At 47.0% G+C, this 25,864-nt stretch carries 21 protein-coding genes and 5 tRNA genes; 8 read left to right on the top strand and 18 right to left on the bottom strand.

Annotation, left to right across the window (positions count from 1 at the left end):
- Positions 1-52: 52 nt before the first annotated feature.
- The 4 genes from BLS14_RS17725 to BLS14_RS17710 all read right to left on the bottom strand — a co-directional run bounded on the left by BLS14_RS17725 (position 53) and on the right by BLS14_RS17710 (position 1,002).
- Positions 53-469: a helix-turn-helix domain-containing protein gene (locus BLS14_RS17725; RefSeq protein WP_063564435.1), complete on the bottom strand. Its 417-nt coding sequence runs from the start codon at positions 467-469 to the stop codon at positions 53-55.
- A gap of 172 nt (positions 470-641) precedes the next feature.
- Positions 642-724 (bottom strand) — tRNA-Leu (locus BLS14_RS17720).
- A gap of 17 nt (positions 725-741) precedes the next feature.
- Positions 742-817: transfer RNA gene (locus BLS14_RS17715), tRNA-Lys, on the bottom strand.
- A 113-nt stretch (positions 818-930) separates the two neighbouring features.
- Positions 931-1,002 (bottom strand) — tRNA-Glu (locus BLS14_RS17710).
- Positions 1,003-1,309: 307 nt separating this feature from the next.
- On the opposite strand from BLS14_RS17710, the gene BLS14_RS17705 reads away from it, so the two are divergent.
- Together BLS14_RS17705 and BLS14_RS17700 are read left to right on the top strand one after the other, a co-directional pair.
- Positions 1,310-2,086 carry a DeoR/GlpR family DNA-binding transcription regulator gene (locus tag BLS14_RS17705; protein ID WP_063564436.1) on the top strand — a complete coding sequence of 259 codons (777 nt, stop codon included), beginning with the start codon at positions 1,310-1,312 and terminating at the stop codon, positions 2,084-2,086.
- Between the two features lie 3 nt (positions 2,087-2,089).
- On the top strand, positions 2,090-2,986 hold the full coding sequence (locus BLS14_RS17700; protein WP_063564437.1) for a Cof-type HAD-IIB family hydrolase: 897 nt from the start codon (positions 2,090-2,092) through the stop codon (positions 2,984-2,986).
- Positions 2,987-3,043: 57 nt separating this feature from the next.
- Here BLS14_RS17700 and BLS14_RS17695 read toward each other — a convergent pair whose 3' ends face one another.
- Positions 3,044-3,715, bottom strand: coding sequence for an MgtC/SapB family protein (locus BLS14_RS17695; RefSeq protein WP_079695276.1), 672 nt, complete (start codon positions 3,713-3,715; stop codon positions 3,044-3,046).
- A 210-nt stretch (positions 3,716-3,925) separates the two neighbouring features.
- On the bottom strand, positions 3,926-4,594 hold the full coding sequence (locus tag BLS14_RS17690; protein ID WP_090953177.1) for a flavin reductase family protein: 669 nt from the start codon (positions 4,592-4,594) through the stop codon (positions 3,926-3,928).
- Positions 4,595-4,694: 100 nt separating this feature from the next.
- On the opposite strand from BLS14_RS17690, the gene BLS14_RS17685 reads away from it, so the two are divergent.
- Positions 4,695-5,393, top strand: a complete 699-nt coding sequence (locus tag BLS14_RS17685; protein WP_090953174.1) for an ArsR/SmtB family transcription factor — start codon at positions 4,695-4,697, stop codon at positions 5,391-5,393.
- 115 nt (positions 5,394-5,508) lie between these two features.
- Here the strand turns inward: BLS14_RS17685 and BLS14_RS17680 are convergent.
- The 5 genes from BLS14_RS17680 to BLS14_RS17660 all read right to left on the bottom strand — a co-directional run bounded on the left by BLS14_RS17680 (position 5,509) and on the right by BLS14_RS17660 (position 8,650).
- Positions 5,509-5,597, bottom strand: a tRNA-Ser gene (locus BLS14_RS17680).
- A gap of 5 nt (positions 5,598-5,602) precedes the next feature.
- A tRNA-Asn gene (locus BLS14_RS17675) sits at positions 5,603-5,678 on the bottom strand.
- A 126-nt stretch (positions 5,679-5,804) separates the two neighbouring features.
- Positions 5,805-7,103 carry a sensor histidine kinase gene (locus BLS14_RS17670; protein ID WP_256336544.1) on the bottom strand — a complete coding sequence of 433 codons (1,299 nt, stop codon included), beginning with the start codon at positions 7,101-7,103 and terminating at the stop codon, positions 5,805-5,807.
- 244 nt (positions 7,104-7,347) lie between these two features.
- Complete coding sequence (locus BLS14_RS17665) at positions 7,348-8,049, bottom strand: response regulator transcription factor (RefSeq protein WP_090953172.1); 702 nt, start codon at positions 8,047-8,049, stop codon at positions 7,348-7,350.
- A gap of 139 nt (positions 8,050-8,188) precedes the next feature.
- Positions 8,189-8,650, bottom strand: a complete 462-nt coding sequence (locus BLS14_RS17660) for a SprT family protein (protein ID WP_072734302.1) — start codon at positions 8,648-8,650, stop codon at positions 8,189-8,191.
- Between the two features lie 120 nt (positions 8,651-8,770).
- Here BLS14_RS17660 and BLS14_RS17655 point away from each other — a divergent pair, with 120 nt between their 5' ends.
- Together BLS14_RS17655 and cmpA are read left to right on the top strand one after the other, a co-directional pair.
- Complete coding sequence (locus BLS14_RS17655) at positions 8,771-9,127, top strand: hypothetical protein (protein ID WP_024630711.1); 357 nt, start codon at positions 8,771-8,773, stop codon at positions 9,125-9,127.
- A 233-nt stretch (positions 9,128-9,360) separates the two neighbouring features.
- The gene (gene cmpA / locus BLS14_RS17650; protein ID WP_090808144.1) at positions 9,361-9,504 is read left to right on the top strand and encodes a cortex morphogenetic protein CmpA; all 144 of its coding nucleotides are present in this window, start codon (positions 9,361-9,363) and stop codon (positions 9,502-9,504) included.
- A 153-nt stretch (positions 9,505-9,657) separates the two neighbouring features.
- Here cmpA and BLS14_RS17645 read toward each other — a convergent pair whose 3' ends face one another.
- The 6 genes from BLS14_RS17645 to BLS14_RS17620 all read right to left on the bottom strand — a co-directional run bounded on the left by BLS14_RS17645 (position 9,658) and on the right by BLS14_RS17620 (position 18,326).
- Positions 9,658-11,880: a Tex family protein gene (locus tag BLS14_RS17645; RefSeq protein WP_063564442.1), complete on the bottom strand. Its 2,223-nt coding sequence runs from the start codon at positions 11,878-11,880 to the stop codon at positions 9,658-9,660.
- Between the two features lie 274 nt (positions 11,881-12,154).
- Positions 12,155-14,344 (bottom strand): alpha-galactosidase, encoded by a 2,190-nt coding sequence (locus tag BLS14_RS17640; protein WP_063564443.1) that lies wholly within the window; start codon positions 14,342-14,344, stop codon positions 12,155-12,157.
- A 234-nt stretch (positions 14,345-14,578) separates the two neighbouring features.
- On the bottom strand, positions 14,579-14,929 hold the full coding sequence (locus BLS14_RS17635) for a type II toxin-antitoxin system PemK/MazF family toxin (protein WP_024630714.1): 351 nt from the start codon (positions 14,927-14,929) through the stop codon (positions 14,579-14,581).
- A gap of 3 nt (positions 14,930-14,932) precedes the next feature.
- Complete coding sequence (locus tag BLS14_RS17630; RefSeq protein WP_090953170.1) at positions 14,933-15,214, bottom strand: CopG family ribbon-helix-helix protein; 282 nt, start codon at positions 15,212-15,214, stop codon at positions 14,933-14,935.
- 261 nt (positions 15,215-15,475) lie between these two features.
- The gene (alr, locus tag BLS14_RS17625) at positions 15,476-16,663 is read right to left on the bottom strand and encodes an alanine racemase (RefSeq protein ID WP_063564444.1); all 1,188 of its coding nucleotides are present in this window, start codon (positions 16,661-16,663) and stop codon (positions 15,476-15,478) included.
- A gap of 460 nt (positions 16,664-17,123) precedes the next feature.
- Positions 17,124-18,326 carry an outer membrane lipoprotein-sorting protein gene (locus BLS14_RS17620; RefSeq protein WP_090953168.1) on the bottom strand — a complete coding sequence of 401 codons (1,203 nt, stop codon included), beginning with the start codon at positions 18,324-18,326 and terminating at the stop codon, positions 17,124-17,126.
- A 295-nt stretch (positions 18,327-18,621) separates the two neighbouring features.
- Here BLS14_RS17620 and BLS14_RS17615 point away from each other — a divergent pair, with 295 nt between their 5' ends.
- Positions 18,622-20,115 carry a serine hydrolase gene (locus BLS14_RS17615; protein ID WP_090953167.1) on the top strand — a complete coding sequence of 498 codons (1,494 nt, stop codon included), beginning with the start codon at positions 18,622-18,624 and terminating at the stop codon, positions 20,113-20,115.
- Between the two features lie 43 nt (positions 20,116-20,158).
- Here the strand turns inward: BLS14_RS17615 and BLS14_RS17610 are convergent, their stop codons facing one another.
- Positions 20,159-21,988 carry an ABC transporter substrate-binding protein gene (locus BLS14_RS17610; protein ID WP_090953165.1) on the bottom strand — a complete coding sequence of 610 codons (1,830 nt, stop codon included), beginning with the start codon at positions 21,986-21,988 and terminating at the stop codon, positions 20,159-20,161.
- A gap of 140 nt (positions 21,989-22,128) precedes the next feature.
- Here BLS14_RS17610 and BLS14_RS17605 point away from each other — a divergent pair, with 140 nt between their 5' ends.
- Both BLS14_RS17605 and BLS14_RS17600 read left to right on the top strand, forming a co-directional pair.
- On the top strand, positions 22,129-23,379 hold the full coding sequence (locus BLS14_RS17605) for an MDR family MFS transporter (RefSeq protein ID WP_090953164.1): 1,251 nt from the start codon (positions 22,129-22,131) through the stop codon (positions 23,377-23,379).
- A gap of 157 nt (positions 23,380-23,536) precedes the next feature.
- Positions 23,537-25,717, top strand: a complete 2,181-nt coding sequence (locus tag BLS14_RS17600) for a serine hydrolase domain-containing protein (protein ID WP_090953162.1) — start codon at positions 23,537-23,539, stop codon at positions 25,715-25,717.
- Positions 25,718-25,864 lie beyond the last annotated feature (147 nt).

The following is a 25,864-nucleotide window of genomic DNA, read 5'->3' as shown; positions in this document are numbered from 1 at the left end:
TTTTTTATATACGCAGATAATCCAGTCAAGTCGTAGCTTCCACTAACTTGTACTACAACAGATCGTCTCCTTTGGGCTTATCTTCTCCCTTGTAACGAAAGTCGCCTGAATCTCTGCTTTCCTTGGATTTGCGATAACGGGTAAATTCAATATATTCACTGATAAAAGACTGTTCCACAGTCGATAATTCGCTTTCTTGGCAATTCAATTGCCGCAACACGTCAAAAAAATAATCCTCCCGTTTTTCCCGTACCATCGCCTCCTTGGATGGACGCCCAATCATGAGCCAATCAAGGCTCACATCAAAAAACGAAGCAATCTCAATTAGTTTATTCGTACTCGGAATAGATTTACCGCGTTTCCAGTCACCCAGATTGCCCGTGCTGATCTTCAGCTGTTGGCAGAAAGCCTTCTTGGTCATTCCTCGTTCGGCAATCAGGTGTTCAATTCGCTCATAGATCGACTGCATACAGAACCGCCTTCCAACCGTAATAATCAATACATGTACCTAAATTATACCACAACCTTCCTGAATCCTCAGCCTTTTAATCCCAGGAATACGTTCTGGTATTTCTCATAACACAAAGATAGACTCCCATGAATAATCATGAGAGTCTATCTTATAACGTTTGTTACTGTGATGCGGTCGAGAGGACTCGAACCTCCACGGGTATACACCCACTACCCCCTCAAGATAGCGTGTCTGCCATTCCACCACGACCGCATATTCAATTGTAAAAATGGTGAGCCATGAAGGGCTCGAACCTTCGACACCCTGATTAAAAGTCAGGTGCTCTACCAACTGAGCTAATGGCTCTTGCTGTAACTTCACCGAATGTGTGTGTGCCATGCGTAACTCTTTTGTATAGGAGCTATGACTTTTTGAGGATTCCTCATCAGGATTGTACATCCCTGAGGTGGTGAAGATAATGACCCGTAGGGGATTCGAACCCCTGTTACCTCCGTGAAAGGGAGGTGTCTTAACCCCTTGACCAACGGGCCTTGTAAACAACTTGTCTTTCTTGGCGACAAGAATGAGTATATCATAGGCCAACTTAAATGTGCAACACTTTTTTTCAAACTTTTTTTATGCACTCCTTTTCCCCTTCTCCATGAGGTCAAGAGCGTTGCTCACGCCTGAAATGTCTTTCACAAATTTATCATCGTAATCTTCGCATTTTGTTAAATTAATATCAAAAAACTTAAATACACTTACATTCACTTATAATATTGCAAATATCATTATTAGTACTTATAATTAACCTATCAGTTATATACACGGTCAGCTACGTATAAGGAGGCGGCACGTTTGTTTCAGGAAGAACGAATGCAGCTGATTATTGAACATTTGCGTAAACACAATCGCATCTCAGCTGATGATATTGTATCCCTCTTTGACGTTTCCCGGGACACAGCACGAAGGGATCTGATCAAACTCGAAGAACAGGATGCCATTATCCGAACGCGCGGCGGTGCAATTCTCCCCGTTCCACCAGACGAGCACCGATCCTATAAAGATCGTTTGCTCCACATTTCCAATGAAAAAAGAGCTATTGGCAAGCTAGCCGCTGCTATCGTCCGCCAAGGCGAACACATTATTCTGGATTCTTCCACTACAGTGCAGACTTGTGCCGAAAATCTAAATGGCAAGTCCTGTACTGTCATCACCAATTCCATTTATTCAGCTGATCTTCTCTCCAATCATACTGCTGTCGAGATTCGTTTGCTGGGCGGCAAAGTCGATAAGGAGCAACGTTATGTCTATGGTACTTCAGTGATTGAAACTCTTTCCCATTATTATGTAGACAAAGCCTTTATCGGCATTGGCGGAATTACGATGGATGGCTTCAGTGCCTCTGAAGAAGAAGGAAAGATCAAGCACAAAATGATGCAGGCTGCAAAACAGGTTATTGTACTCGCTGACCATTCCAAGTTTGATAAGCGTTATGGTTATCGTTTTGCGGACTGGTCACTCGTTGATATGTTAATTACAGATCAATGGCCTTCCCAAGATTGGCGGACTTTTCTAGCCGAGCAACAAGTCGAGATTCTCATTCCTGAACCTACAATTGAAAAGGAGTTGTAACATATGAAATTATTTGCTACCGATTTAGATGGAACCCTATTGAACAGAGATAGTCAGATCAGCCCGGAAAACGCAGCTGCAATCCATAAGGCGCAACAAGAAGGATTGAAGATTACGATTGCTACAGGTCGGGTCTATTCCGACGTATTAACTATAAGCAGCGAAGGCGGAATTAACACACCAGTCATCGGCTCCAACGGAGCTACCATCCACGATGCCAACGGTGAACGCCTATTCCATCTTCCACTTGAGCGTGAAACGGCCGCATCCGTCATGCAGTGGCTGGAGGATCATCATTGCTACTACGAGGCCTCCACACAACAGGGTATTTACGCTCCTATAAGCAGCCACGAGGCGATGCTCGCTGAGATGGATCGCATCCTGGGTTCGAGTCCTGGGGAGGATATTGAACGCCTTATTCGAGCTGTTAAGAAGCACTATGACAAGAAAGACTATCACCGCGTAAACTCCCATCAGGAAATCCCTTCCGAAGCTTACATTTACAATATTATGGCCTTTTCAATGGATCCGGCTCAATTGCAGCAGGGACGCGAATACTTTGCTTCTCGCTCCGATGTAGCCATGGTGGTGTCCTCTGAACACAACTTTGAAATGCAGCATCCTGATGTATCCAAAGGTAACGCCTTAAGCAAACTGGCAGCTCATCTGAACATTTCCATGGAAGATACAGCAGCCATTGGTGATAACTTCAACGATGTATCCATGCTGAAAATGGCAGGACTCGGTATTGCCATGGGCAATGCTGAACCGGAGATTAAGGCGCTTGCCAAGGCTATCTCTTTGACCAATGTGGAGCATGGTGTCGCACATGCCATTCAGTGTGTTCTTGAAGGCAAGCCCGTTTCCCGGCCGGAGACCGTCGTTGAAGGCGGTCAGTAATCGATTGTCGTGATAGCTCGGCATTGCGCGACATAACGAACCAGCGATAGCCTGGGCTCACCTCATATCAACGGATCGAACGTGAGGCACATCCTGTAATAAAACAATTAATTGCTCGGCCCGATATGATCCAGGCAGTTGCAGAGTGAATTCAAGTACAGTCTCCTCCCCGGAGTCTGTGCTTATTTGCTGTTCTGTTTTGAACCCAACCACCGAGATTTTCTCCTGTCCAAGCAAAGCCAAAACGGTTTTGAGGGTGTCCCCTTCCTTTAGCAGTCGAATGGTCAGCGTCTCTGTTCTCGCGGACACCAACCAGCGTGTCGGCCGATGCAGCAGCATCTGTGCCACTACAATAAGCAGCGTTACCCCAGCCCCAGTCCAATACAATCCCGAACCCACAGCCAGTCCCATTCCTGCAGTCGCCCAGATTCCCGCCGCTGTCGTCAATCCCCGGACCGTGTGGCGCTGTGTGAAGATCATCCCGGCTCCAATGAAGCCAACCCCACTGACCACCTGTGCGGCAATCCTGGATGGGTCAAGCGAGAGATTCGCCCAGCCTGCCTGATCCTGAAAGCCATACTTAGATACAATCATCATCAATGCTGCACCCACCGCAACAACAAAGTGTGTACGTATCCCCGCTTCCTTCATTCGGTTCTTGCGCTCATATCCGATCAACACGCCGCATATGCCAGCTATGAGTACACGCATTAAGTATTCCATTTCCATGTTCATCACCTCTCTTATGTATATGCTTACATGTATCTTTCTTTACTATTTACCCAATCCCTGCCTAATAAAATAACCGAATTCTTTGATTACTCGCATGAAACCTTAATGAAGCCTCATATAGACAGAAAGAAGTAGCACCACAACTGGCCCCACTTCATATATTCTGGATTACTTATTGGTAGTCTATGCTATTTTAGAATCCACAAATCACTTCTCTGCCCGAAAACTCTCCCCATACCTTTCTCCAAGTCCATAATAGTGTCGGAAATTATAAATTAAAGGGTTCCACTTCTCTGGGTTAATCTTGTTCAAACCTGAAATCAGTCGGGTATGTGCGTGTACCTTCAACGCTTTCACTTCCACAATCGCCATGAAAGGTGTATGTTCGGGAATACGAATGTGTTGTACCGCGGCTTCAATCTGGAGCGGACATTCCTCTATTTTATCCGGCTCAACCTGAACTGAACTTTGGGGTGTCAGTCCAGAGACGGCAAATTTATCATCGCAAAACTCAAATCCCATCCTCCTTTTCTCCTCAGGAACGGGATATATTCCGGTATAACGCCCCAGTCCCTCAACCTGCTCCCACATGGATGCATCCGGCAGATTAATCACACATTCGGGATGACGACTCAGGTTCTCAAAGGCTTTGCCCTGAATACCGACTCCAAGTACCAAGCAGTCTCCAAGTGCCCATGATGAAGAAAGGGGCGACAAGTTTGTCGTTCCATCTTCATTTAACGTGCTCAGCAGCAATACCGGTGTGCCATAGTACAAAATACTTGGATTTATCACCTCGTGCTGTATCAATTCGCTGGTCCAGCCCACTTGATGCTCTGATCCAAACTCTTCTTGCGATCTATCATTGGTATACATTGTTTCTTCCTCCATTCTTCAATCCATCCCTTCCATCTCTTGGGTTCTAATTCATGCATGATTAATTGTAATACACCAATAGTTAAGGTATCATCGAAGTATGAATACCTATCCGAATATTTCTGTGATTGCATCGTTAATTGCTGATCCCAGTCGTGCTATTTTTTTGGAAGCTTTGTTGGATGGTCGTGCGCTTCCTGCCGGCGAACTTGCATACATGGCGGGTGTTACTCCTCAAACAGCAAGCAGTCATCTCGCCAAGCTGGTAGAAGGCGGGCTGCTCGTCGTTGAACAGCAAGGACGACATCGATACTATCGTCTCGCAGGCAAAGAGGTTGCTTTTCTGATTGAGACGATGGGAAGTATCGCCGCACCAGTACAAGTGAGATCCCTCAAACAGTCCAACCAGCTTCAACATCTAAGCTTTGCTCGAACCTGTTATGGGCATCTTGCCGGAAAATTGGGGATATCGTTGTGTGAAGCTTTATTACGGGAAGGTTATCTCGAAAAACCTGAGGATGAGCAGGCCAAGGATTACCACATTACAGAGAAAGGGATTCAATGGTTCACTTCTTTTGGCATTATGCTTGAAGGGAAAGCCGGATCACGCCGCGCTGTGGCTCGCAAGTGTCTGGATTGGAGTGAGCGTCGTCACCATATCTCCGGAGTACTGGGAGACGAACTGGGACGCCGCTTGTCTGAGCTGGACTGGACCCGCCAGAAGGAAGGCAGCCGTTCCGTGGAAGTCACGGAAGCTGGCAAGAAGGGTTTGTACGAGGTATTGGGCATTTCATTATAGGGACGCAATCGGGCATTCTTTTCTTGTACATTGGCAAAATGACGATACATCAAAAATCCCCCTCCTCAGTATCCGTTAAAGGTTACTGAGGAGGGGGATTATGTTTTGTTCAGAACGGAGAGAGAGGGATTCGAACCCTCGCACCGCTTACGCAGTCTAACCCCTTAGCAGAGGGTCCCCTTATAGCCACTTGGGTATCTCTCCAAGAATGGCTCCCCGAACAGGGCTCGAACCTGTGACAACTCGATTAACAGTCGAGTGCTCTACCAACTGAGCTATCAGGGAATAATAATCTTGAATAACCTAAATTTATCATGATTAATATTCCAAGTCAACATGCCTTCGGTGACTTTCTTGGAAGCCTTGCATCTTTCATTCGAACGCATAGAAAAGTCGGTCATAACGCTTATTTTATTGCTTCTGCTGAATGCATTTTGGAAAATGGACCGTCACTTTAAACAGATCGCCATCAATTTCGATGTTAACTCTTCCTCCATGCAGCTCAACAATACTTTTCGCAATGGATAAACCCAGCCCTGATCCTTCTTCGCTCCGGGAATGGTCGCCCCGCTTGAAACGTTCAAATATTTCATCTGCTGCAAACTGCATTTCATATGTAGAAACGTTTTTGATACACAATATCACATACACATCATCTTCTGATAATTCAATAAATACCCTTGAATTCTTCATTCCGTATTTAGTGACATTACCAAGCAAATTCTCGAATACACGCCATGTACGTTTTCCATCCAAGTGAGCGTACATCGGACCATCCCTACTACTTACTCTGAAAATCAAACCGGACTGTACGATAGACTCACTATATTCCGCCAAAGCCTGATGTAATAAGGCCGCAACATCAACCTGCTCCAAATGAAGCTCCACATCCCCACTGGCCATCTTAGCCGCCTCAAATAAATCTTCAACAAGTACACTCAGCCGCTTCGTCTTGCGTTGCAGCACCTCAATATATTCTGCCTTTTCCTCAGCAGTCCCTTCATTACGTTTTAATAAATCCACATAGCTCACCAGCGAGGTCAGCGGCGTTTTTAAATCATGTGAGACATTGGTAATCAGTTCCGACTTCATTCGCTCACTTCTCACTCTTTTTTCGACGGTATTCTGAATTCCTTGCTTCATATCGTTCATATGCATCGTCAGTTGGTCAAGCATACCGTTTGTCTGCTGAGGAAGCTGAACGTCCATACGTCCTAAAGCCATGGCCGAAGCGGCTTGTGTTACACCTTGCAAACCATGAATGATTCGTACGATCTGACCCAGGATAATCACACTGAACGCCACGATCAGCAGTAGGATTGGAAACCTAAATACCTCTACCACAAACGCAATGATCAGTAATACGAATTGAGATACAAAACAAACGATGAGGGTTTTGATGATCCTATTTCCAGGTGGGGTCCCATGTTTCAGTTCATCCCGTATCATATGGATCGTCGTACGTAACCATAATTCATTGAGAATCTGACAAAGCGCGGCTCGATCTGAGATCAACCGAATTCCCGCCCTACCATACTCCCCAGCAAAACAGAGCAGCAAGGATGATAACAGGAATGCAGATAAATACATGACAAAGTCGTTGATCCACTCATGTTGGCTCATCCGTATGCCGTTCCCCTGCATGACAAGAATCGTTCCATAGAACAACGCTAAACCGATGACAAAATAAAGCAATATTTGTACATCCATAGTTAATCTGACCGACATCCAATTCTTCATCTTCACATATCTGCTCTCCGGAGGCAGTGGGAATCGGTTCCTAAACACAAATAAAACAGCGATCAGGAACAAACATATGATTAAAGACGGATCACTCTGAACACCCCAGCCTCGAAAAACAAAATCAATATTCTGGAAACTTCGTGAGACGGCATAAAAAAACATGAGGGTACTGCAACTGATCAAAACAAATCGAACCATATAGGGAATCACATTAACCTTCCATCTTGTAGCCAATGCCCCACACCACCTTTACATATTTCGGTTCTCTGGGATTAAACTCAATCTTCTCCCTGATTCGGCGAATATGTACAGCCACCGTGTTTTCCGGCTGAAAGGCCGGCTCTTTCCAAACACGTTCATAGATTTCATCAATGGCAAAAACGCGTCCCGTATTCTCCATCAACAATTTTAAAATATGAAACTCCGTTGGAGTCAATCGAATCTCTTCACCTTCCAGCGTTACTTTTTTTCTCCTATTGTTAAGTACTAGCCCCCGAACCTCAATTTCTTGTTCATTATCCCGGTCGATTTGTTGTGTTCCAAGTCCTGTAAATCGACGCAACTGGGACTTCACTCTAGCCACCAGTTCTAATGGATTGAAGGGTTTGGCTATGTAATCATCAGCTCCAATATTCAGACCAAGAATTTTGTCGCTGTCCTCGGTTTTGGCAGATAAAAAAATAATCGGTACATTGCAGTCCTCGCGTATTTTGAAAGTTGCTTGTATACCATCCAGAATGGGCATCATTACATCCATCACAATGAGGTGAACTTCTTCTTCCCTGACTTTTCTTATCGCTTCCTGCCCATCTGCTGCCTTAGTCACCAAGATTCCTTCAATCCGCAAATAAATCTCAATCGCGTTGCGGATATCGGGATCGTCATCTACTACAAGTACCCTATACTTTGCCAATCTTCTTTCCTCCTTAGCCATTACTCTTTTGGTGATCTGAACTACACCAGCTTACTACAAAATAATGACAAGGATGTTAATAAAAACATTACAATTTTCTTAAGATGGCTATATATAATTCGGATAGACTTTATTTTCACTATATTTCACTCAATAGCAACTTGCCGGCACATCGACCACAGCGGTACCGCTTCGGATCAACTTTGCGTTTACGCAAATATTCCGTGCCACAGCTCTTGCACACCAGCTTATAGCGATACGGTAATGGCTTTCTGCCCTTTCCATCCGGAAGGGACTGGCAGAATCGCGAACCGCCCACCTTCTGCAACAAGGCTTTGAATTCAGGGTCCCGGTGTTGGTAGCCGCGTCCACGAATGTGCAGATGGTAATGACAAAGCTCATGCTTGATGATTTTTTCAACCTCTTCCCGCCCATAGGCTTCGAGCTGATGAGGATTAATCTCTATTCGGTGACTCTTGAGCATATAACGCCCACCTGTAGTCGTCAGACGACGGTTAAACAGCGCCTCGTGAGTGAACGGAACCCCGAAATGATCGAGTGACACCTGCTCAATCCATTGCTGCAATTCCTCATTTTCCATCGGTTTGTCCTCCTTTCACACCTCTTGGGCCATTTGTTTTTCCGCCATAATACTTGAATTTTAACCGTTTCGTAGGCTACACTGTCAAGTAGAATGTATGAGGGGAGATTATTACTCGTTATGCCTACAATGCGCTACGTCATCCTGCAGCAGGAACAGCAATTGCAGTTTGTGGAAATGCCTGCCGATTACGCTTATCAACTCAGTGCGCTCAACCTGCGCCTGCACAAAGAAATTGACAAACTTACCGCAGCAGATGTACCTGTTCTGCCTTGGGCAATCGCCGAATGTGACAATCTTGATCTTCTGGACGAGCAACTCTCCATCATCGGAGGCCTTGATTATATCAATGCGCTTGAACAAAGCTTTGCAGCACTAAGAGAGAGTGAATATCCTTTGATTTCCCTGCTCACTGAGATCCGGGCGCTTCAGGCTCAATTAGAGCAATGGTATGAAGAAGAGATGGAATCACTCTAATCCACCTATGGACTTATTATTAATGCAGGATGGAACTAAAAGCGCATCTCCTAAAAACAGGGGCTGCGCTTTTTTTCATTTTCTTTCAACCCTACATTCATACGCCCCGCTCTTCAGTACATATCCGTATAGATATTGAATTTTCCGAGTTCATCAAGGGTTAATTCGCACAGTCCAGGCTATTGCCACATATGCTAACGTACAGATGAATTATGCAAGAGGAGGAGATACCCTTGCCTCAATGGCTTTGCAATCAACTGATGCGTGCATTTCACAAAAAAGACAGCAGACAGATCAAGCTGCTGAACGAATGCTGGTTCTTTTACCGAAACAAACCGACAAGTGGCACCCCGCGCAGCGCGGACAGCGAACTCTAAGAATCTGACGCCACTCTCCCCGTCCACTTCAAGCTCTCACTTCTTTCATAAAATCCCTTCGAAGGATACAGTACGGGCAACAGTACTATTATAACTGACAACAAACAGCCTTCCCATTACAGGGAAGGCTGTTTTCCGATCATTGTGCCTGGTTTAGGAAGACTGCTTAGAAGAAGCAGGTTTCTTCATCGTGAGGCCGACACGGCCTTTTTTGGTATCCACGTTCATCACCCAAACCGTTACATTATCCCCGACAGATACAACATCCATCGGATGTTTGACGTAACCGTTGCTCAGCTGTGAGATGTGGACAAGCCCGTCACTCTTGATGCCGATGTCAACAAAAGCACCAAAGTCGATCACGTTACGAACCGTACCTTGCAGCTCCATGCCTTCCACCAAATCTTCAATTTTGAGCACATCCGTGCGGAAGATCGGTAGCGGCATTTCCTCACGCGGGTCACGACCCGGACGCTGCAAGCTGTCCAGAATGTCACGCAGTGTAGGTACACCCACATCCAGCTTCACAGCCAGCTGTTCCGGTTGTTGCTCCGACAGGAGAACAGACAGTTCCTTGCTGCCCAGCTTGTCCAGCGCAACCTGAAGCTCCTTAAAGAGCTGGTCTACGACCTTATACGATTCAGGGTGAATCGGTGTGCGATCCAGCGGATTCTCACCTTCGCCAATCCGCATAAAGCCTACACATTGCTCATAGGTTTTGGCACCCAGACGCGGCACTTTCTGCAACTGGCGACGATTCGTGAACCGGCCGTTCTCTTCGCGGTATTTCACAATATTTTTGGCAATCGTGGCATTTACACCCGCAACATAGGACAGCAGTGAAGGCGAAGCCGTGTTCACATCCACGCCCACATGGTTAACTGCGGATTCCACAACAGCCTTCAGGCTTTCTTCCAATATTTTTTGAGATACGTCATGTTGGTATTGGCCTACACCAATGGCTTTTGGATCAATCTTAACCAGCTCAGCCAGCGGGTCTTGCACCCGACGGGCAATCGAAGCAGCACTCCGCTCAGCAACGTCAAGATCCGGGAATTCTTCTTGCGCCAGCTTGGATGCAGAATATACACTCGCTCCAGCTTCATTGACGATCAGATACACGAGACTTTCGTCCCCGTTCTCCTGAATAATCTCGGCAACAAACTGTTCAGTTTCACGGGATCCGGTACCATTACCGATAACAATCAACCCGATATCATATTGCTTGATCATCCGATGGAAAACCTCGGCAGCTTCACGCTTCTTGTTGTGTGGTGGCGTTGGGTACGTAACAGCCACTTCCAACAGCTTGCCCGTATCGTCGACCACAGCCAGTTTACAACCGGTTCGATAGGCAGGATCGACACCAAGCACACGTTTGCCATGAATTGGCGGCTGAAGCAACAGATTACGAAGATTAGCCGAGAATACGGATATCGCTTGGTTTTCACCTTTTTCCGTCAGTTCTGCACGAACCTCACGCTCAATCGAAGGGGCAATCAATCGTTTGTAAGCATCTTCAATCACAGCACGCAAAACGTCTTGGACCGCAGATGCACCCTTGATGATTTGTCCTTCCATATGACGGTGAGCCGGTTCAGGCTGCACGTCCAGACCCACTTTCAAAATGTTTTCACGTTCACCGCGGTTAATGGCGAGAATACGGTGAGGAGGCATTTTTTTGGCTAATTCACGATAATCATAGTAGTTCTCATATACAGACTCCTGCTCAGCATCCTTCGCTTCCGAAGTCAGCATGCCATGATCGAGCGTATAACGACGAATCCATGCACGAATAGCAGCATCATCTGCAATATTCTCAGCCAAAATGTCTTTGGCTCCCTGAATTGCAACCTCTGCATCTTCTACCCCAAGTTCAGCATTGATATAACGCGCAGCTTCCTCCAGAGGGTTCCCTTGCTTTGGTTGACCCCAGATCCAGACAGCGAGTGGTTCGAGACCTTTTTCCTTCGCTACACTGGCACGGGTTTTCCGCTTCTGACGAAACGGACGGTACAAGTCCTCCACTTCCTGCAGCTTAACTGCCTGAGTGATAGACTGTTTCAGTTCTCCGGTCAGCTTGCCTTGTTCCTCTATAATACGGATGACTTCCACTTTGCGGTCTTCCAGATTACGCAAGTATACGATGCGTTCTTCAATGAGCCGCAGCTGGTTCTCATCCAGCTCTCCAGTCATTTCTTTACGGTAGCGGGCGATAAATGGAATCGTATTGCCTTCGTCCAGAAGCTCCGACGTTGTGCGGACCTGCTTCAAGGACAGTGACAGTTCCTTGGCTACCTGTTTGATGATTCGTTCATGGCGTTCTGCCTTTATTGTTTCTTCATTGGGTTCCAGAACCGTTTCCTGTTCAGACAAATAAATCCCTCTTTCCTTCCTGAATCGTTCAGTTGAAGCTTGTTCAGGGCAGCTTTGCTGCTGTAATCACAGTATCGAACCTGCATTCATGCAGATTCCTCTCCCCTATATTATCACAAAATCCCGTTCAGATTTCCAGCATTCGTCCTGGTTACAAGTTCTTACAATTGAGATTACGTATCAAACCTTCATCTCAACCATAAGAAAAGACCGAAAAACGTCTCCCCGACGTCTTCCGGTCTCCCCTGACAAACACTGCATTCACGCCAGTTTATTATACCCGTTCGAAGCGGAACATTTCACTCCAATAGTCTCCCGATGCACGGCCTACAGAGATCCCACCATACATCAGCGCATCCCCGGTAAACGTCTCGGAACCACCTTTCAGGCGGTAATCCGCATCAGGGTCGAGGCCCTTCAGCTTCAGACGTTGGAGCGGTGCATTTGGTTCAGACAGCACACGGAAGTAGAATACAACGGCTTCGCTGCCATCTGGGGCAATAAACATCCATGCCGTTTCATTTCCCTCAAACGGACTTAGCAGGCGCCGGAACGTTCCGTATTGGATGGTTCCCCGAATTTCTTTGTACAGTTCAACCTGCGCCTTTACAATAGTATTCTCTTCCTCTGTGAAACGAGTCAAATCCAACTCGTATCCAAAGTTACCCGACATCGCGACATGTCCACGAATCTCTAAAGAAGTAATTCGGTTGACCTGGTGATTTGGAACCGCTGAGATATGTGACCCCATTGAACTTACCGGATATACCAGGCTTGTACCATACTGAATACGCAGGCGGGATATCGCGTCCGTATTATCGCTGGTCCACGTTTGCGGCATGTAATACAGCATACCTGGATCAAAACGGCCGCCACCACCTGAACAGCTCTCGAACAGGATATTCGGGAACGCCGAAGTAATACGTTCCATGACTTCGTACAATCCAAGCATATAACGATGCGCAGTCTCACGCTGTCTATCTGCTGGAAGCAATGCAGAACCCACTTCCGTCATATTCCGGTTCATGTCCCATTTCACATAAGTGATCGGCGCAGATCCAAGCACATCGCTTAGCATGCGTACAATCTCATCACGCACATCCTGACGGGAGAAATCGAGTACCAATTGTTGACGCCCTTCCGTACGACGACGATCCGGCACATGCAAACACCAGTCCGGATGAGCACGGTACAATTCGCTGTCTGGCGAAATCATTTCAGGCTCGAACCATAGTCCGAACTGCATGTCCAAACTGGTTACCCGGTTGGCCAAATCATCCAGGCCTTGTGGCAATTTGTTCTTGTCCACAATCCAGTCACCAAGTGAGGAGTTATCGCTGTCCCGATGTCCGAACCATCCATCATCCAGTACGAACAGTTCAATGCCAAGCTTCTTGCCTGCCTGGGCGATCTGTTCAATCTTATCTGCGTTGAAGCCGAAATAGGTCGCTTCCCAGTTGTTGACCAGAACCGGACGCTCTGCATTACGGAACTTGCCACGTGCAAGGCGTTCGCGATACAGATTATGATACGACTGAGACATACCATCGAGACCTGCGTCCGAATAGACCATGACCGTCTCAGGCGTCTGGAATGACTCCTGCGAATCCAGCTTCCAGCTGAACTCAAATGGATTGATTCCAAGCGATACACGAGTGGTGTGGAACTGATCCACTTCTGCCTGTGCTGTAAAGCTGCCGCTATATACAAGACTGAACCCGTAGACTTCACCCTGATCTTCGTCTGTACCCGGTGTCATCAGTGCAATGAACGGGTTCTGCTGGTGACTGCTTGAGCCTCGACGACTCTCGATGCCTTGCAGGCCGGAAGCAAGCGGTCTGCGAACGATGTCCCGTTCACGCGTCCATGCTCCTGACAATTGCAGCAATTCGTAATCGGCATGCGGGAAATCAACGGAAGAGCTGAGCGCACGTGCAATATTCACCGAGGTAGCGCTCTCATTAATGATCCGCATGGAACGCGTAATCGCATTAAAGGCCGTAAAGGCCGTGTAGCTAAGTTCAATCTTGATCCCTGCAACACGGTCCTCCAGTTCAACGATGAGTGTCTCGGCTTCATCGTCGGACTCAACATAAGTTGCAGGCAGTCCGGTAAGCGCTGTCTTTCCTTTGATCAGTCGATGGCCTGTATACGTAAACTCCGAAACGGTTGAACCATTCTCAAGCTCCAATTGGATTGCCGGATTACGGAAATCACTTGTACCATACACCGGCAGTTCTACTGCCAACGTGTCGAAAGAGATCGTCCGATCTTCCGGCACCGGATTTGGGCTGAACGAAGCACGCTCTGTACGCACATGAAGCCAGCTCAGATCGGTATCACGCAGTTTTTTGCCATAATATAAATGTACCAAATATCCCGAAGGCAGGACCTGAAATACATAGCTTGCCTTTTGAGTCTGTAGATGAAATTGAAGCTTCTCCTGATCAATATAAATGCTCATATGTCTCCTCCACCTCTATATATGTCGATTAACGTAAACGGTTTCTCAGGTATCATTATAACGAAAAGCTTCACAATGTTCTACGCTTTCATGAAGCTTTAATCAAAAGAGCGTACCCCAGCCATTAGGCTGTTGTACGCTCTTTTGATTGCTGTCTGAAATTGTGTGTTCCTGCAAGGAACATCCATTGTCTACGGATGGCACGGCAGAACAAAGAAACAACTGCCTGGTGCCTTAAAAATCGATTAAACCCAGGCTGATCTGTAAGGCTTCGTTGACCAGTTTCATGGTCTCCTCGTCCAGATGGGTAATCTTGTCGGTCAGCCTCTGCTTATCAATCGTCCGTATTTGTTCGAGCAAAATAACCGAGTCCCGGTCAAAGCCGTGTGCCGCCGCATCAATCTCTACATGCGTCGGCAGCTTTGCCTTTTGGATTTGGGCGGTGATCGCCGCCACAATACAAGTAGGACTAAACCGGTTGCCGATGTCATTCTGGATGACCAGAACCGGCCTGACTCCACCTTGCTCGGAACCAACAACGGGAGAAAGATCCGCAAAAAAAACATCACCGCGTTTTACGATCAATGTCTACACCCCGCTAACTAAGCGGTCCAGAGTGCTGTCCGCATCTTCCTCCGCGTGAAAGGCCTCGGATGCCATGGTGAGGTTAATCTTCGCCATCTCCATGTACCCTCGCTGCATCGATTCACGGATGTAACTTTTCTTACGCTCCGTCAAATACAGCTTCATGGCCTGCCTAATCAATTCGCTGCGGTTGGAATTCTCCAGCGCTACGATGCCATCCACTTCTTGCAAAAGATAATCAGGCAAACTGATCATGATCCGCTTGGTGTTCTGCAAGTTGGCCACCTTTCTTCCACCCCCACAAACCTTTCGCCATTGTGAACCAGTATTACGTTTTTCCAGAACTTTTATACAAAGGAATATATATGCCCCGAGTATATCAAGTATGCTGTACTCCATTATAAACACGGGGAACAATATTCGTACAGACCAAACATCTCTTTTCAGGATTTTTCATCCCAGTCATCATTCATAATTCGAGATGCTCCGACAGTTTTCCTTCTGTTCTGAAAAAAAGTTTATTGGTAATAGCGTCCAGTCGAGCTATCAGGATGTCAAAAGAGGGTTGATTCTGGCGACTACTGCTCCATTACGGGTATAAACCCGCGGGATTCGATGCGCCATCATGCAGATCACTTCGTAGGGAATCGTACCGAGCTGAGATGCCACTTCGTCTGCAGTTATGACTGCACCCGATTGGTGACCGATGAGAACAACCTCTTCGCCGACTTGAATTTCTTCTGCTTCTGCTGCAAAAGATTGTAGCGACACCATACACTGATCCATGCAGATCGTACCGACGACAGGAACGCGGCGGCCGCGCACAAGTACTTGTGCTTTACCTGACAGCATTCTTGAAAATCCGTCTGCATAGCCTATAGGCAGGGTCGCTATTCGTTCGTTCCCTTGTGTTACATAACGGGTTCCGTAGCTGACACCCCAATGAGGTGGCAGCGTTTTGACCAGAACCGCCTTCGTCTTCAGTGTCAATACCGGGGACAGCTTCACTACCTGATGATTCACCTCTCCCGAAGGATACAATCCGTACAGACTAATTCCCACACGTACCATATCGTAGGACAACTCCGGTGTATCAATGGTAGCGGCGCTGTTCGCCGTATGTATAATCGGGATGACACATCCCTGATCCCGCAGCGCATCAACCACGCCTCGGAACCGTCGATACTGCTCCAGTGTATAGGTCTTGTCTTTTTCATCCGCCTTGGCAAAATGGGTAAACATGCCTTCAAGCATCACCTGCTTCAGCTTGGCTGCTTCCTGAATAAAAGCAACTGCCTCTTCGCCAGGCAACAGGCCAAGTCTGCCCATGCCGCTGTCGATTTTGATGTGAACCTTGAGCTTACGAGAGGATGTGCCCGTCTCCAGATGTTGAATGGCTTCGAGTACTTCCTTACTGAACAGCGTAATGGTTACATCATGTTTCCATGCTTCAGCGATGCCTTCTGGCGGCGTGTAGCCCAATACCAGAATCGGAAGGGTAATTCCGTGTTGTCGCAATTCAAGCGCTTCGTCAAGAAAAGCTACACTTAAGTAATCCACGCCAACTCGTTCCAGTTCTCTGGCCATCTCCACTGCCCCATGTCCATAGGCATTAGCCTTCACACAAGCGAGCAGTTTCTTGCCTTGCGGCAATGTTTCACGGAAAGCGTCTACGTTGTTGCACAAATGATCCAAATTGATTTCCGCTTGGGTCGGCCGATATTGTTCTTGCACGTTAAGTCACCTTCTCTAATCATCTTAATCCGGCTCACGTCAGACTCCATCGTAATGCTCAAGCATGTGACTGTCAAATGAACGGAAGATCTGTAGTCCAAAACACATACAGGAGCGCTATCCTGAAGTCGGGAGCAAACGCGGAATAAGACCTATAAGCCAGACCATGAATGAGATATTTATCTCTCCATAACGTAACTCATCTGCTTATATCGTATTATTTACCCGGTTCCTCCCGCGTAGAAGCGTGTTTTGCATTATTGAGTACACTGGACCTAATCCTTGCTTATCTTACGCAGGATCATTGGCTGTTGATACACATAGCTTCAACTGAAAATCAAATCCTGCGAATCACTGATATAAAACAGGAACGAAGACCTGTATATGCAGCAAAGCACCGGAGAATTCATCTCCGATGCTTCTTAGCATTCCTTATGTTAGGACGACTATACTTTGCAAATCATTTCCCTGACTCTTCCTGCATCGATGTCGCAATCTGTACCATCTCATTCTGTGGAAGATCTGCACTTGTGATCCGGTACTCCACTCCATCTGTCATCCATGTAAGTGTCTGTAAGGCATCTCCACTCAACATACCCAGCGTGAATCCAAGATCCACGACACTGGATGGCGCAAGTGATACCGCTCTGTCCTGCGGCCGCGCTTCAAAAATCGTGTAATTATATGTTCCTTCGTAGCGAAGCATAACCGAATAGTCTCCTGATCCTTCCACGATCTGATCGTCTTTCAGCTTGACGCCTTCCGGTGCATAGGTCGGCTGAATAACCCCGAAGCTGCCTGTACCTTCCGGCTCGGCCGATGTCGGTTCTTCGGTTCCTTTCCCACTGGCTGGATCTTCAGAACCTTGCTGCTCGGCGTTATCACTCACACCCGTCTGTCCATCACTAACGGTTCCGCTTGGATTGGATGCAGAACCTTCCTCTGTTGCAGCTTGAGGATTGGTAGTCTCTTTACCCTCCCCAGCAGGAGCCGCGCCTGAGTCAGTACCAACCTTGCCACCATTTTCATTAGCAGCAGTCATATTACGCTGCATATCAAAAGCGTCTTTCTCAAATTCGGTACCAAATTTGAAGCTATCGAACTTCACATCGACCACCACATTGGCATTCGAGTCGGATACTTCTACCTGTTTTGGAGCGTAATCGCTTTTGTTTAACCATATTTTCTGTCTGACCAATGCATGTGTATTGTAGTTGGCAGCTACATCGAATACATAGCTTTCCTTCTCATCGGCAAACTGGCGGGTCGAATCACCTGTTATGCTGCGGATCAGCGTCTCGTAGAGGTAAACCTGGCCTTGGTTATCCGGCCAGTTACTCTGGAAACGGAAGCTTTTGTTCTGACTCGGTGTCAGGACAAATACGCCCTCATCATTGCGCAGTACAATTTGTGTTACATCCTTTTTGGCATTCGTTAACGCGATACGATAATATGAAGGCTTTTGATGCCATACCTCGACCTTGTACTGCTGCGGCGTATCTCCGGTATGCAGCGTCATAACGCCTGCCCCCTGATAACTTTCCATTTCTCCTACGACTTCGTTCAGATCTTTGACCACGGCTGCCGCATCCTTCTTCCCGCAGGCGGCAAGTAAGGTCGATAAGACCAATACCATGGCAAGCATCCATGATATTCGGCGCATGACATCATCCCCTTTAGCACATGTTTTCACTTCAGGATTGTGCGTACAGCAGAACCCCTACTTGATTAGTACATGTTATGAGGGACTTGTTCGATATATGCGGACTAGTTTGACAAGCATTCCATCAATCAGTGCCGCAATACCCTATCTGGTAACAAAATCAGTCTCGGGTAGGATGTAAAATCCAACCAGATTCTTCATAGTAAATACAGATAACAACCCAACCCATGTAATTACATACCACGATTATGTAGCTTAATTGATGTACAACTCTATTTTAAATTGGAGGAAAATAATGAACACAACCTATCTTCACTCATTGCTGAATGGATTGGATGATTTTGTGGAAGAGCAGCTTCAACGTTGGAAAGGAGTAGGTGTGGCGGTAGCGGTTATTCACAAGGATGAAGTCATTTTGCAAAAAGGATACGGTTATCGCGATCTGGAGTCCCAGCTTGAAGTTACACCCCATACCCTATTCGCGATCGGTTCAAGTACCAAAGCCTTCACAGCATCAACCGCTGCCCTGCTCGTCGATCAGGACATTCTGAAGTGGGACACACCTGTTAGAACTTATTTGAAAGACTTCAAAATGTTCGATCCGGTAGCTACAGAACGCCTGACCATCCGCGATATGCTCTGTCATCGCTCCGGACTTCCAAGGCACGATATGGCATGGTATAACTCATCACGGAGCAGAGAAGAACTCGTAAACGCGCTTCAGTATCTGGAGCCTAATGAGGACTTTCGGAACAAATGGCAATACCAGAACCTGATGTATATGGCCGCTGGTTATCTGGTGGGTCAACTCAAAGGAACTTCATGGGAGAATGTTGTCCAGGAGTCCCTGTTTAACCCACTTGGTATGAATTCAAGTGTCTTCTCTGTCGATGAGATGCAGAATCAACCTGACTTCGCCTTCCCTTATATGGATCAAAATGGTGAGAATACGCGGATACCTTTTCGGAAAATTGATGCCGTAGGCCCTGCTGGCTCCATTAACAGCAATCTGGTCGATATGATCGCCTGGGTGCAATTTCAGTTGAATCAAGGGCAACAGGGTGGGAATCAACTGATTTCCAAAGAACAGTTGGCTGTTACACACAGCCCGCAAATGGCTTGTGATTCACCATTCCACAGCAAAGAGCTGCCTGTTAGCACGTACGGTCTGGGCTGGATGATCGATTCTTATCGCGGGAACGCCATGATTCATCACGGCGGGGCAATCGATGGATTCGCTTCACAGGTCGCCTTTTTACCAGAGGAACAGATCGGTGTTGTAGTCCTTTGCAATACCAATGGAAGCATTCTTCCCTACACGATTTCTTTTAATGTTATTGATCGTTTGCTTGAATTGAAACCTGTAGATTGGAGTGGGAGATTAGCCAAATTAATGACTGGAGATTCAACTGATTCCGAAGCAGCAACAGACAACATAGAAACACCAACTACGCCAGAAACCTCGGTTGAGGAAAAACCAGTGGAAGCTCAGGTTCATCCCCATGATCGTCCTATCCATGCGTATGCGGGAAGTTATAATCATCCGGGTTACGGCGAGATCGTTATTCAACAGACGAACGATGGGTTACAGGCCACATTGAATGCCATTGAAATGCCTATGGAATACACTGGAAAAGATACGTTTTCCGTAGAGCTTGTCCTGTTTGGCTTGAAAATCACTTTTACGTTTAAGACGGATGAAGAGGACACCATAAGCTCTCTCTCCATTCCGCTACTGCTGGAACCAAGTACGAATCCAATTGAATTTATAAAGACACCTTCAGTATAAAAGTATCCCCCACCGGCCTATCCCATTGTAGTAATTACACTCTTTACCACAATGGGATATACGCCGGATAACTCGCAGTATCTTCTTCTGTATTTGGACTTCTCTTCACCCACAATCGACGCAGATCAGGCATACCGTATGCTACGACACGGTAATCCTGAAGCGAAACGTGGTGTGCATGTTCTTCCCTGAAGCTGTATGTAGGCAAGAGTAAGGCCTCTTGAATGAGTCGCCCCTCCAACGTCATTAGCGTACGCAACCGCTCAGCACTATCCTGAATCATAACGACGTGTCTGCATTCACGTTCTAGCTCGCTTTTTCGCTCGTCATCCAATGCCATAAGGAACAGCGTATTTTGGAAAGTATACATCGTTAATAGACTCAGCGTCACATGCTCATCGAACACTTCACCCGTGTAAATCAAATCATAAGAGGCGAATTTATCATGGTATACGGCATCTACCGGATTACCTGGCGTAACACTCACTTTCAGTCCAATAAGTGCACAACGCTGTGCGAACCAGGCCATGTCTGTCTCCATTTTCTCGCCTTCCTCTACCCACACATTCATGATCTGGCCTGCGTAGCAGCTGCGTTGTAACAGCTCTGAAGCTCTTACGAGAGATAAGTCAGCAGAAAGGGCTGTTGGCTTCGATTCTATTCGTTCAAGTATCTGCTTTTCCTTGGACTTGTCCCGAATCAGGCTATATGCAGCATGTACACCTGTGTGTGCCAACGCCCCCATCATCTCTTGTGGATCCATCAGTTGCTGAACAGCCTGACGAAAGTATAAATCCTGCTGTGGGCCTTCTTTTCGCATATTAAAAGTCATAAACACACCGCCCTGAACCTCATGTTGAATCAAGCGAGCCAGTCCGTCTGGAAACAAGTCCTGTTTGATCACTGACTCCACTAGACCCGTCTGAGGAAGCTGCCATATTTCAACCCGATCAATAAACGCCCGCCCCCTGAAATAGGAAGGAAACACCTCCAACACAAGCAGCTTGGGATGATTGCGTGTCAATCGGTAAGGCCCCGTACCAATCGGATGCATCGGGTCAAGCTCCACATCACGGGGTAAGATGGATGCATTCATGCTGCTCATCAGATCCGGGAACATAAAGTTGGGAAACCGCAACACAAAGCGCACCGTTAGCTCGTCGAACGTTTCTATGTGATGAATGGAGCCAAACAGTGACTTGCAAGGGTTCTCCTGATCGGAAAGAATCCGTTCAAACGTATATCTTACGTCCTCTGCATTAAGCATCCTGCCATGGTGAAAGACTATGCCTTTGTGCAAATAAAAGATCCACTCTGTTCCCTCAGGGTTGCTCTCCCATGCAACGGCAAGACTCGGTTCACAGACTTGGCGTTCAGCGTTGTACTGCACCAAGCGATCAAATACCTCCGCAACAATTCCAACTTCTCCCCACATGTAAGCCCGGGTAGGGTCCAATGTCTCAAAGGCAGTCTCCTGTGGAATTCGCAGCGTATCAACTCTACCTCGAGCGCCGTGATTGGAACGCAGACCGAACTGGCCTTGTAATCCTTGCATCAATATTTCTCGCATCGAAAACGGCATTGTTGAAGCCAGCATATAGGCCTCCTCCAACTTGTTTCCCTGCAACAGTCGATCAAATCGTTCCTGAACAGCCTGTAACAGAGGATGGCAAAAAACGAGCACCGATGTCTTCCCTCTGCCGCGTTGTGGGCTCCATCTGATCCAGCCATGATCCATAAATTTGTTCATAATCAGATTCATATTGCGCATCGTACAACATAAATGATTCGCCAGCTCACCAATCGTTGTATGTATTTCTTCCTCTTCGTCCACGTTCGAAAAGGCCACGCGAAGCTGAATATAATGATCCATGACCTCCACAACTATCCCTGCCTTTCCTTCCCTGAGTAAAATACGAAATTGACCCGTACGCTTCTACAGTTTTTCTTCAGGTTTTCCTCCATTATACTCAGGTACATCGACAACACCAGCGGGAAGGAAGAGAACTGCACATGAAATATACTGATTTGCACCGCAACATCAAAATTCGTATCATTACTGATTTTTTTACGGATCTAACTCAGAAATCCATTATTCCTTTTATGGCGATTTATCTGAGTGTCCAGATTGGTGCAGGCTGGGCAGGTATACTGTTAACCGTTAATATTGTGGCCTCCATGATCGTTGGCTTGGGCGCAGGATACTGGTCTGACCGAGTCGGGCGCAAGAAACTGATGGTCATCGCCCAAATGTTGCAGGTATTCGCCCTGTTCTGGCTGGCTGCCGCCAACTCCCCATGGATGGACTCCGTTCCTTTAACTTGTGTCATGTTTCTGCTTAGCAGCATCAGTTCGGGTATCACCGGACCCATTGCCAATGCCATGATTGTAGACGTGAGCAGTGAACATGAACGTCAGTATGTCTATGGGCTGCAATATTGGACCACCAACGTTGCCGTTACGATTGGTGCGCTGATGGGCGGGTTATTATTCGAGTCCTTCCGCTTCATTTTGTTCAGTCTGGTATGCATGGAGAGCTTGGTTACACTATTTATTCTCTTGTTATATATTCACGAAACAATGGATATTAAACACTCGAATCAGCTTAATGCCCCGATTAATAGGAACATACTGAAAACGTATGGCGGTGTATTTAGGGACAAACGTTTTATGGTGTTTTTCACCGCAACAGTGCTGGCTGTCTCTCTGGAATTCCAAATGGATAAATACATCGCCGTTCGTCTGAAAAGTGAATTCAACGCCCAACTGTTCCGTTGGGACATCTCAGGTCTGCAGATGTTCAGTCTGATCATGGCGATTAACACTGTGCTCGTCGTAATCATGGCCATTCCTTTCTCCAAATGGCTGGGGCGTTTCCAGTCCAGATTTATTATGACTGTCGGCATGTGTCTGTACACTACTGGTTTTGCCGTGCTCGCTTTCAGCAATTGGGCCTGGCTGCTTATTACATCCGCTGTACTGCTAACCATCGGTGAGCTCATGTATGCGCCCGTCCGTCAGGTCATGCTTGCTGGCATGATTCCTGAATCCGACCGTGCTGCCTATATGGCTGCAGACGGCATGAGTTATAACGCGGCCGCTCTCCTGGGTAGTCTTGGCCTAACGATGGGGGCCTTTCTGCCTTCCTATGCAATGGCTGGCCTGTATGTATTGATGGGGATCGGCGCTCTCGTATTTTTCCGGCAGTCGCTTCGCCCGTCAACGGGTCAAAGAGAACCACAACCATGCGCAGACGCCTCCTAAATATTCGGATCCTTTATTCTGTATTTTGCTCCTGATCGTTGTGAGTTCTATTGAGGAATGGATATCACAATCTACTATCTTGAAACCTATTGGGCCAGTAATCAGTAATAAACAGGAGAGTTCCTTTTACAAAATTTTCTTTTGAAGGAGTGTTTACATGCATTTATCCAATCGAAGCACCCGCTTCAGGCTCACCTCCATAACAGGGGCGTTCATGGCGTTGGTCCTGTCCCTCAGTCTATGGGCACCCGCCGTGCAGGCGGAGACCGCACCTGCTGCGGTCAATGAAAAAGGAAAAGTGACAGCGCTGACAACAGATTCTGCGACAGCCTTTCTGGATACATTTTTTGATTCCGCCGAAGCGAAAGCCCAATATGTTGGTGCTTCCGTAGTCGTTGTCAAAGATGGAAAAGTCGTGGCAGAGAAAGGCTATGGATATTCCGATCTGGAGAGCAAAGAGCCCGTTGATCCGAAAAATACCACTTTTCGTATCGCTTCTGTCTCCAAAACATTCACATCAGCCGCTGTCATGCAGCTCGTAGAGCAAGGTAAGGTGGATTTAAAGGCTGATTTCCAGACCTATGTGAAAGGACTGGAATTCGATAATCCTTTTGACAAACCTGTAACGGTAGAGAATCTGCTCACACACACCACCGGATTCGAGATTCGCGACCCGCAGCAGGAAGACATCCATGATGACTTTGACAAAAGTGTATCGATGGAGGATTATGCCAAGTTACATATGCCACCTGTCGTTAGAGAACCTGGTAGCGCCTACATGTACGACAACTTCTCCTTCCTGCTGCTTGGCATGATTGTGGAGAATGTGAGCGGCGAGCCGTTTGAATCGTATATGCAGCAGCATATCTTCCAGCCTCTGGGCATGGATAACAGCAGTTTTATGCTGGATGGCAAGTTCAAAAAACAGCTGGCAACAGCCTATGATGCGGCACATAAACCAATTGATCTGTACACGATCTCTCCAACGCCTTTGCCTCAAGGTGGCATGTTGTCTACCACAGAGGACATTGGGAATTTCATGCTTGCTTTCCTGAACGATGGTGTGAAGGATAACGAACGTGTTTTCAAGGAATCGACTGTGAAAAGCATGGAACAGTATCGTTCCTCCATTCATCCCTTGTTACCAGACACCACGTATGGATTTGAAGCCGCTTACCAGCTTCCTGGCGCGGGTAGTAATTCCAAAATCATTACCAAAGCAGGCGACATGCCCGGGTTCAGCTCTTATCTTTTTCTAATTCCGGAGCAAAACACAGGTGTCTTCCTAACGTATAATCAGGCTGGAGCACTTCGCAATATGTTCTATCCAGCCTTTATCCGGACGTTCTTCCCGCAATATGCCGAGCCGATTAAGTTCAAGGAATACACGCCGCAATCGGCAGATAAATTGCAACGGTTCAACGGACTTTATGCGGATCTGCGGATTAGCACGCTTGTCAGTTCCTTGAAAGAAGGCAGCAAAGAGCCCGGACAATTGAGCATTTCAGATGCTTTCATAGGCCCACGTAATCTGATCCAGGTTGAAGATCATCTCTTCAAGGATGAATTAACAGGCCAGTTCACGGCGTTTAAGGAAAATGCAGATGGAACCATCTACATGAAAGAACCTTATCTCAACCCGTTCGGATATGAGAAAAAAGGACAGAAACCCCAAGGCTTCCGGGATGTCCAGGCGAATACTCCTTATGCTGAAGCCATCTATGGATTACAATCCCTTGGATACTATACCAATGATGCAAATGAAGCTTTTCAACCCAAAAATGCCGTTACACGGGCTGAATTCATTGAGGACGTCCTTAAAATGAGCGGGCTGAAAGCCAGCAAAACGACGCCACCTACGGATACCGACTGGGCAACTCACCCTGCTGCCGGTTACATTCAGCTAGGTTATGAATCCGGCATGATCGCGGGTGCCGATGAGAAACAGTTCAAACCAGATCAGGTCATCACACGTCAGGAAGCCATGGTGATGATCTGGAGAACTCTCCAGCTGCAATATCCAAATGAACTGTTCGAGGATGTGAAGCTGGCCGGGCAGACAGATGCCTGGGCTGTGCCTGCGATCCAGATGATGGTTAAGCTAGGCATCCACGGTCCTGAAGTGAAGGTGCTGGAGGATGGGTCGGTTGACTTCCTCTCCCGCAAACCACTGATCCGCCAGGAAGAGGCAGCGATTATGTATAAATTGTTCACGCAGCCAACCGATAAAATCGTAGCTGAGTTGATGGCAAAACAGTCAAAAGCGGAGGCTTCCCCTGAAGACGAAAAACCTGCTGAAGATGCTTCGGCTGCACCTGCAACCGTGAATCCTGAATAACCTGAACACCAGATTGCAATAACAGTATTACTCTCGCACTCATAACATAAAAAATTAAACAGGCTTGTTCGAAGGAGGAGCTTCCTCCCCCTGAACAAGCCTGTTTTGGTTTGTACGCTGACCATTTGTAGCCGGAATGCTCTGCTG

It is taken from the genome of Paenibacillus sp. OK060, from assembly GCF_900101205.1.
GTDB lineage: Bacteria > Bacillota > Bacilli > Paenibacillales > Paenibacillaceae > Paenibacillus > Paenibacillus marchantiae.
This window is presented reverse-complemented; position numbering and strand designations above follow the sequence as displayed.

Coding starts and splice junctions, on each gene's coding strand:
- BLS14_RS17725 (WP_063564435.1), bottom strand. CDS start 469: ATGCAGTCGATCTATGAGCGAATTGAACACCTGATTGCCGAACGAGGA.
- BLS14_RS17700 (WP_063564437.1), top strand. CDS start 2,090: ATGAAATTATTTGCTACCGATTTAGATGGAACCCTATTGAACAGAGAT.
- BLS14_RS17695 (WP_079695276.1), bottom strand. CDS start 3,715: ATGGAAATGGAATACTTAATGCGTGTACTCATAGCTGGCATATGCGGC.
- BLS14_RS17690 (WP_090953177.1), bottom strand. CDS start 4,594: ATGTATACCAATGATAGATCGCAAGAAGAGTTTGGATCAGAGCATCAA.
- BLS14_RS17685 (WP_090953174.1), top strand. CDS start 4,695: ATGAATACCTATCCGAATATTTCTGTGATTGCATCGTTAATTGCTGAT.
- BLS14_RS17670 (WP_256336544.1), bottom strand. CDS start 7,103: ATGGATGTACAAATATTGCTTTATTTTGTCATCGGTTTAGCGTTGTTC.
- BLS14_RS17660 (WP_072734302.1), bottom strand. CDS start 8,650: ATGGAAAATGAGGAATTGCAGCAATGGATTGAGCAGGTGTCACTCGAT.
- BLS14_RS17655 (WP_024630711.1), top strand. CDS start 8,771: ATGCCTACAATGCGCTACGTCATCCTGCAGCAGGAACAGCAATTGCAG.
- BLS14_RS17640 (WP_063564443.1), bottom strand. CDS start 14,344: ATGAGCATTTATATTGATCAGGAGAAGCTTCAATTTCATCTACAGACT.
- BLS14_RS17620 (WP_090953168.1), bottom strand. CDS start 18,326: ATGCGCCGAATATCATGGATGCTTGCCATGGTATTGGTCTTATCGACC.
- BLS14_RS17615 (WP_090953167.1), top strand. CDS start 18,622: ATGAACACAACCTATCTTCACTCATTGCTGAATGGATTGGATGATTTT.
- BLS14_RS17610 (WP_090953165.1), bottom strand. CDS start 21,988: ATGGATCATTATATTCAGCTTCGCGTGGCCTTTTCGAACGTGGACGAA.
- BLS14_RS17605 (WP_090953164.1), top strand. CDS start 22,129: ATGAAATATACTGATTTGCACCGCAACATCAAAATTCGTATCATTACT.
- BLS14_RS17600 (WP_090953162.1), top strand. CDS start 23,537: ATGCATTTATCCAATCGAAGCACCCGCTTCAGGCTCACCTCCATAACA.